Origin of the sequence: Cryobacterium sp. 10I1 (assembly GCF_035019805.1) — a bacterium.
Classification (GTDB): domain Bacteria; phylum Actinomycetota; class Actinomycetes; order Actinomycetales; family Microbacteriaceae; genus Cryobacterium; species Cryobacterium glucosi.
Genome location: NZ_JASJVF010000018.1, coordinates 19,257 through 27,365 on the forward strand (window position 1 = coordinate 19,257; position 8,109 = coordinate 27,365).

4 protein-coding genes and 1 pseudogene are annotated in these 8,109 nt (G+C 62.7%); all 5 read left to right on the top strand.

Annotated features, from left to right (window positions below):
• Positions 1 to 10: 10 nt before the first annotated feature.
• On the top strand, positions 11 to 3,928 hold the full coding sequence (gene mobF, locus QN345_RS03440; protein WP_323508451.1) for a MobF family relaxase: 3,918 nt from the start codon (positions 11 to 13) through the stop codon (positions 3,926 to 3,928).
• Between the two features lie 348 nt (positions 3,929 to 4,276).
• The gene (locus tag QN345_RS03445; RefSeq protein WP_323508452.1) at positions 4,277 to 5,638 is read left to right on the top strand and encodes a divalent metal cation transporter; all 1,362 of its coding nucleotides are present in this window, start codon (positions 4,277 to 4,279) and stop codon (positions 5,636 to 5,638) included.
• Between the two features lie 107 nt (positions 5,639 to 5,745).
• Positions 5,746 to 6,282 (top strand): flavodoxin family protein, encoded by a 537-nt coding sequence (locus QN345_RS03450; RefSeq protein ID WP_323508453.1) that lies wholly within the window; start codon positions 5,746 to 5,748, stop codon positions 6,280 to 6,282.
• Between the two features lie 457 nt (positions 6,283 to 6,739).
• Positions 6,740 to 7,141 carry a DUF488 domain-containing protein gene (locus QN345_RS03455; RefSeq protein WP_323508454.1) on the top strand — a complete coding sequence of 134 codons (402 nt, stop codon included), beginning with the start codon at positions 6,740 to 6,742 and terminating at the stop codon, positions 7,139 to 7,141.
• 406 nt (positions 7,142 to 7,547) lie between these two features.
• A pseudogene (locus QN345_RS03460) lies at positions 7,548 to 8,032 on the top strand (Tn3 family transposase); the annotation flags it as partial.
• Positions 8,033 to 8,109: the final 77 nt, after the last annotated feature.

Below are 8,109 nucleotides of genomic sequence, written 5' to 3' on the forward strand. Positions count from 1 at the left end.
GCTGACCCCCATGATGACTGTGCATATCCTTTCCGCGGGAGACGGGTATGCGTACTACATCAGCGAGACTGCCAGCGGTGATGTGAAGCGCGAGGCGGGCCAGGAGCTGGGCGATTACTACACCATCGAGGGCAACCCTCCCGGCGTCTGGGTGGGTTCAGGATTGGCCGCCCTGGGCGTTTCCGGTGTTGTCACTGAGGAGCAGATGAAGGCCCTCTACGGTGAGGGTTTGCACCCGGATGCGGAGCAGATCATTGCCGCAGCCCAAGCTCAGGGTAAGACCGCTGATGAGGCGATGGAGCTGGCCAAGCTGGGCCGCGCTTACTACTCGTACAAGCAGAGAACTACCGACCTCCGCGAGCAGATCGAAACGGGCTACGCCGACTTCACCCGGATCAACCACCGCGAACCTAACGCCGAAGAACGCCGCGTTATCCGGGTGCGGGAGGGCGCGCAGGCGTTCCGCACGGCCAAGGGCCGGCAGCCAGCCGACAAGGAAGAGTTGGGCCGGTTCATCACCGCGGCCACCCGCCCCACGCAGCAGGCCGTTGCCGGATTCGACCTGGTCTTCTCCCCCGCTAAGAGCGTGTCAACGCTCTGGGCGCTGGGCGATAACGAGACCCGGAAGGCGATCGAGGAAGAGCATGAAGCCGCGATCAGTGACACCATCGGCTACCTCGAACGCGAAGCAATCGCCACCCGCGCCGGCACTAACGGCGTCGCCCAGATCGACGTTGAGGGCGGCCTAATCGCAACCCGGTTCCGCCACTACGATTCCCGGAACGGTGACCCGCAGCTGCACGATCACCTGGTGGTTGCGAACAAGGTCAAAGGCGTGGATGGGAAGTGGCGCACCATCGATTCCAAGCTGCTGCACCGTCAGGGGGTGGCCGCGTCGGAGTTCTACAACCAACGTGTGATGGACAGGGTTACCGACCGGTTGAACCTGGCAACCGAACTGCGCGAGGTCACCCCGGGCAAGCGGCCTGTGGTCGAAATCGCCGGGATCGATGAACGCCTCACTTCCGGTTTTTCGACCAGGTCGGTGGGGATCAAAGCCGCCATGACCAAGCTTGAATCCGAGTACCGCGAAACCCATGGCCGTACCCCGGACATGAAGGCTCGTATTGCCTTGGCTCAGCAGGCTACCTTGGACACTCGGCCGCAGAAGCTCCACGCCCGGGCACTGTCGGAGCTGCGGACGCTCTGGCGCGTGCAGGCCGGGGCACTGGTTGGCGACCGTGCCGTGGGCGGCATTCTCCGGGATGCCCAAGCACGCGCACGGGACGACAGCGCCTCCACGGTGCCGGCGCAAATCGTCACCGTCGCGCAGGCGGCGGCCCAGGTTGTGGAGACGGTGTCTGAGCATCATGCAGTGTGGGGACCGCACACGATCGAGGCCGAAACCCGCCGTTATGTCCAGGCGCAGCACAGCTGCGGCAACACTGTTGAGGGCACCGTCGAGGACATCACCCGGCACGCTCTGAACACCGATTCCATCACCGTCACCCCGCCGGCACCGCACGGCGCTTTCCAGCCCCTCACCCGGCGTGACGGCACGAGCATTTACGAGCACAAGGGCCGCCAGCTCCTCACGTCTCGGAGCATCCTGGCCGCTGAGGACACACTGCTGGACGCCGCGCGCACTCGCACGGCCTCGCCCGTATCCCGCGACGTGTTCGACCAGGTCGCCGCGAAGGACGGCCGGCACCTGGACGCTGGCCAGCGGGAACTTGCCCGGGTGTTCGCCACGAGCAGTGCGCGCCTGGTCGTGGGCTCTGGCCCTGCAGGTACGGGTAAGACAACGGCGCTGCGCGTAGCGGCCCGAGCAGTCGAAGCGCAGGGCGGGAAGGTGGTGGGCTTGGCCCCGTCCGCCACTGCGGCCGCGGTGATGAAAGACGCAATCGGAATCGACGCCAAGACGATTCACTCATTCACTTTCCAGAAAGGCAGCCTGGCCGAGCTGCTGCAGCAGACGGAACGCATCGAGGGTTTGGACCTGAACCCGGGCGACGTGATCGTGGTGGATGAGGCCGGCATGGCCGGCACCACCAACCTGGCCAAGGTGACCCGCATTGCCCAGCTGCACGGCGCACACGTGCGCCTCATCGGAGATGACCGCCAGCTTTCCGCGGTCGAGGCCGGTGGCGCGCTGCGACTCCTGGAGAACGAGGTCGGTTCCGTGAAGCTTGAGCAGCTGCACCGCTTCATCAACAAGGACGAAGCCGAGGCCACGAAGCTGCTGCGCGACCCGGCAACGACTGGCGATCCGTTCGCCTGGTACGTCACGAATGATCGTGTTACCGGCGGCAGCGTTGACCGGATGGCAGGGGAAGTGTTCGCGTCCTGGCAGTCGGATACCACAGCTGGTCTGCACTCGGTGATGCTCGCCCAGCAGAACAGCACCGTGGCCGAGCTGAATGCCCGCGCCCAGGCGTTTGGCATGAGTGAGGGAATCGTCACGGGCAAGCAATCAGCCCCGCTGCGCGACGGCCTGGCCGCCTACCAGGGCGACACGGTTGTGACCCGGGTGAACAACTCGCAGTTGAAGGTCAGCGGCGGCCGCGACATCATCAAGAACGGCGACCTGTGGACTGTGGTGAAGGCGCACCGAGACGGAACACTCACTGTCAGCAACCAGGGCACCGGGGGCACGATCACCCTGCCCAATGACTACGTGAACAGCGCCGTTGAGCTCGGCTATGCCTCGACCATTCACCGCGCCCAGGGTATGACCGCCGATACCGCGCACGTCCTGGCGGACAGCAGTACCAGCCGGGAACTCGTCTACGTTGGCCTGACCCGTGGCAAGCACGAAAACCGCCTGTATGTCGAGACCGCCGATGCCCAGCCGGTCAGTGACGTCCTGGCCCAGATCGCCGGCAACGCTGACGGTATGCTCTCGGCCACCGAGACCATCCGCGCCGAGCAGGCCCGGGTGGATGACTTGGTGACTCTCATCGATCAGTACGGCGACGTGCACGAGCGCGCCGACGTGCTGCGCTTTACGAAGATCGCCAACCAGGGGCTGGGCGAAGGCCTGGCAACAACGCTGCGCGAGCAGGAGAGCTGGGGCGCGGTCGAGGCCGCGCTCCGCCACGCCGAGGCCGCCGGCCTGGACCCTGTCGACACGATCCGCCAGGCGTGGACGCAACGCGACATGGCCAACGCCCAGGACCCGGCGGCCGTGCTGGCCTCCCGGATCAGCGACAACACCGACCGCCACCGGGCCACCGTGTCCATCGACCAGGAGAGGGCCACCCCGGCGGTGCCGGAGTGGATCGCAGACCGACGCGCGATCGACTCCGAACACACCGCGCCCGAGTGGCGCGAACATTTGGCCGAACGCTACGACTACCTACACGTGCGCCTCGAGGAGCGCGGTGCAACAATCGCGGCCGAACAGCCCGCCTGGGCAAGCGGGCTGGGCGAGGTCCCCGCCGACACCGCCCGCCGGCAGCAGTGGACGGAACTTGCCGCCGAGGTGGACGTGTTCCGCACTCAGTACCGCATCGACCCCCAGGAAACCGCCGCGGTGCCGGCGGACTACCGGCAGCGCACCGTGGGCGCCGACCTGGCCCAACGGGTCACGGCCATGCACAAATCCCAGGTTCTCAGCTCACGTCCCGCCGCCACCGAGAACGACCGGCAGCGCGCCGCAGCAGCAGCCACAGCCGCCGCTCTCCGCGCCCGACAGGCCGCAACGGCACAAACGGGAACCACCGCTGTTAAACCCCTGCAGAAGCCCACCGCCGCTAAAACAACGGCTCAGAGGATGAAGGAGCAGCAGCAGAAGCGTGCGGCCGAACGGGTCGAGCAACTGCGCCGGCAGGGCGTCAACGTGAAGGTGCAGAAAGCGGGTGACCGAGACGATCGGCAGTCGGGGGCGGATCAGGCGCCCGCCCGGGATCAGGGCATCGAACGGTAGCACCTGGACACACGGAGGGGCACCCGCGGCGCGGGTACCCCTCCGTGTGTCACACCATCTGCGGGGCCTTCGTCTATAGGGGTGGCTTGTGAATTCGTCAAATATCCGACGCTAACGGTAGACGCGTGGGGGTATCGGCCGCGGTGCGGGTTGAGGCGGGACAGCGGAAATTTTGGGCTCTTTCGGAGCTGGGTATTGTCGTTTTCAGTTCATGATTGCATCAACGTCAGTTCCCGTCTGCGCAAGCTGGTTTGATCATGAAGCGGCCAACGGCTGATTCGTCCGGCCGGACTGTCGATGGTGAGGGCGGTGGTACTGCTCATTTCGGCGGCTTAGACTCAGCGCACGATGACGACCCCTTCTGATGAGCAGGTTGCCGACCCGGGGCAGGAATATGATTCGGATGCCGTCGCGTTTCCTCGGCGAGGGAAAAAGCGTGGGTTTGGTCGGCTGTTGCGTGTGTTGGGTCCGGGGATCGTGACCGGCGCGGCTGATGATGACCCGTCAGGGATCGCGACGTATTCCCAGGCCGGCGCACAGTTCGGTTTCGGAACGTTGTGGTCGATTCTGTTGACGTTGCCGCTGATGATCGCTGTGCAAGAGGCGTGTATGCGGATCGGTGCGGTGACCGGGAAGGGTCTCGCCGCGATCATCCGTGACAGTTACCCGAAGAAAGTGCTGTACCCCATCGTTCTGCTGGTCACCGCGGCGAACACGTTCAACATCGGTTCGGATATCGGGGCGATGGCCGCCAGCGCGAACTTGCTCCTCCCGGGGGTGCCTTTCGTTGTTCTCGCGATCGGGTTCGTGGTGATCATCCTGGTGTTAGAAGTACTGGTCCCGTACCGCACGTACGTCAGGATTCTGAAATGGTTGGCGTTCGCGCTGTTTGCGTACCTAGCGACCGCGTTCCTGATCGCCGTGCCCTGGGCGGAGGCGGTGAAAGCGACCGTGATTCCGCATATCGAGTTCAACCAGCAGTTCCTTTTCGTTTTGGTCGCCATCTTCGGAACCACGATCTCTCCGTACCTGTTTTTCTGGCAGACCAGCAACGTTGTCGAAGACGAACGAATGCAACAACCCGCTTCCGCCGGGGAGGGCCCACCGCCCCTGACGAGAACATATTTGAGGAAGCTCCGGATTGATACGGTGCTCGGGATGTTCTTCTCGAACATTGTGGCCTGGTTCATCATCGTGGTCGGCGCGGTCGTCCTGAACCAGGGCGGTGTCACAAACATCGTTACCGCAGCTGATGCAGCCCAGGCGTTGGAACCTTTGGTGAAAAGCTTCCCGAACGCCGGATTACTTGCCAAACTGATTTTCGCTGTCGGGGTAATCGGGATCGGCCTGATGAGTATCCCAGTACTTGCCGGGTCTTCGTCGTACGCCATCACAGAGACGTTCAACTGGAAAGAGGGCTTATTTCGCAAATTCCGGCAAGCCCGCGCGTTCTACCTCGTGATCATTATCGGTACCCTGACCGGGCTGGTCCTGAACTTCGTGGGCTTTGACCCGGTCCAAGCCCTCGTACTCACAGCGGTTTTCAACGGGATCGTCGCCGTGCCGCTGATCTTCATCATCGCGAGGCTCACAAGCCGCACCGCGATCATGGGCAACTACGTCAACGGGCGATGGTCAAAAATCGGTCTTTGGTGCGCGTTCGCGATCATGGGCGCCGCCGCGATCGCACTACTCAGCTCCTACCTCTAGCAAGACGGCAGCAACGAGAAGATCTCCGGTAAAGGGTTGGGGTGATAGGAATAGAGTTCCCACAACAGATTCTCCTTGAGAGGGCAGTAACAGCGATGGATGTTGTGGTGGTGTACGAGTCCATTCACGGACGTACCCAGCAGGTCGCCGAAAGCATCGCTTCCGGCCTATCGCGTTTCGCTACCGTCAGGGTTCTCAGCGTCAATGACGCTGACCCGGACACGGTCGGCGAACCTGACCTCCTCGTTGTCGGGGCCCCTGATCACTGGTCAGGGCTGAGCCTGCCCGAAGCCCACGCCGACGACATCCGAGAAGCCCAAAACGCATCGGACCCTGCCGCGACAGTCCTACCGCCCGGGGCCATCAGTATGCGCGAGTGGTTCACTGAACTTCCTCCCACACCAACCCTGTTCGCCGTGTTCGAAACCCGAACCCGCCGCCACCTCTCTGTCTTCGAAGCGGACACTCAAATACAACACGTCCTGGACATCAACGGCTTCACCCCCGTCATGCCACCAGAAATATTCTTCCTCAGTACTGACGGGGAATTCGAGCCTGGAGAACTCAACCGCGCAAAAACCTGGGGAACCGCCCTGGCCACCACCACGTATCACCAGCACTCTGGTGGCCGGCTGGCCACCTAGACACCTTGCCCTGTGGGGGTTCCCCTCAACCAGAGGCAAAGCTGGTATGAACCGATCCCAACGAATTCGCGTCAACTTGAGGTACCAACGTTGAGTCGGAGGCTTTATGGGGACGTTTCGGGATCGCTGTGTCGCGATTCGCTGTTGTTGGGGACGTTTTCACCTACCGGAGTACCGTGGCGAGTGGTCGCGTCACGCTTGTGGGATGTGACTTTAGTCTCGTCGTCACGACGATCGGGAGAACATACTAGGGCTATGCCCATAGTTCGTCGAAAAGTTTCGTTCTGCAGATTCGGAATGGCCTATCCCAGAGTGCTTCGACCCTCCTGATGGACGCCGTCAACCAGGCACACCCCGCCATTTTCAGAGAGCGGTCTCCGGGCCCCTCGCAGGGCCCGGTACGGTGGGTGGCCCGCTGGGAAACCACAAGCACGACGGTGCGCGACGGGGCGGTCCGGTGAGTGTCGTTGCACACCGTGTACGCATCGGTCGCGCCTACGATGCGCGGGTCCGAGGGGACGGGACGAGAGTGCTGGTGGATCGTTTGTGGCCTCGCGGGTTGAGCAAGCAACGAGCGAATTTTGATGAGTGGCAGAAGGCTGTCGCGCCGTCTACGGCCCTCCGTCAGTGGTACGGGCACGACCCGAAGCTGTTCGCTGAGTTTTCAGCCCGATATCGTTCGGAGCTTGCGTACCCAGTGCAGGCCAAAGTTCTCTCTCATCTGTTCGCGGTCGCCCGGCACGGGAACCTGACTGTGCTCACCGCCTCGAAAAGCGTTGAGATCAGCGAGGCCGCCGTTCTGGTAGCGATCCTCAATGATGAGCGATTCCCGGCAAGGTTTGAGAAGGGAACGTCCTGATGCAGAAAGTATCGTTAATCGCTTTGGGCCGGCATCACTTGGATCAAGCCAAGCGGGCGTCAAGCGGACGGAGCGCGGAGACGGTGTTCGGCGGTCATGAACACCATTTGCGGCAAACCCTCATCGCTCTCCGGTCCGGGGAGTGTTTATCGGAGCATGAAAACCCGGGCGAAGCGACGGTACAGGTCCTCGTGGGCCGGGTGCTGTTACGGTCTGGGTCTGCCGAGTGGAACGGTTCCCCGGGGGATCTTCTGACAGTCCCGGATGCCCGACACGCCCTCGACGCGATCGAAGACAGCGTCATCGTCCTGACCGTTTGCACACCCCCGAACTTGGCGTCCACGCAAAAGTCACGTATTAGCGGGCGGCTTGCCGTGGACTTTGTCGCGCCGGAAAGTTGGTCAAAATGCAACTCCTCGGTTACCGCTTCGCACCCCGCATCCGAAACGTAGACGAAACCCGTCTCTACACCAACCCGCGCCCACGGCCTCACCACACTGGCACCGCTGATCGGCGGCCCGATCAATACCGCCACGATCATCCAGCACTGGGATGAGATCCTCCGACTCGCCGCGTCGATCAAAACAGGAACCGTTACCGCGTTGGCTGATGATGCGAAAACTTGGTGCGTATCCTCGCCAGAACGGCCTCGCAACCGCACTCCGAGAACTCGGCCGAATCGAACGAACCCTCTTCCTCCTCGACTGGCTACAGAACCCCGAACTACGCCGCACTGTCACCGCAGGCCTAAACAAAGGCGAAGCACGCAATACCCTCGCCCGGGCCGTGTTCTTCAACCGGTTCGGCGAAATCTGCGACCGCTCCTTCGAACAACAGCGTTACCGCGCCTCAAGGTTGAATCTGCTCACCGACGCGATCGTGCTCTGGAACTGTTAACGCCGACCGAAAACAGGGCCAGAAACGCCAACTGAAAATAGGGCCACCAACCATTATGGAAGGTGATCAAA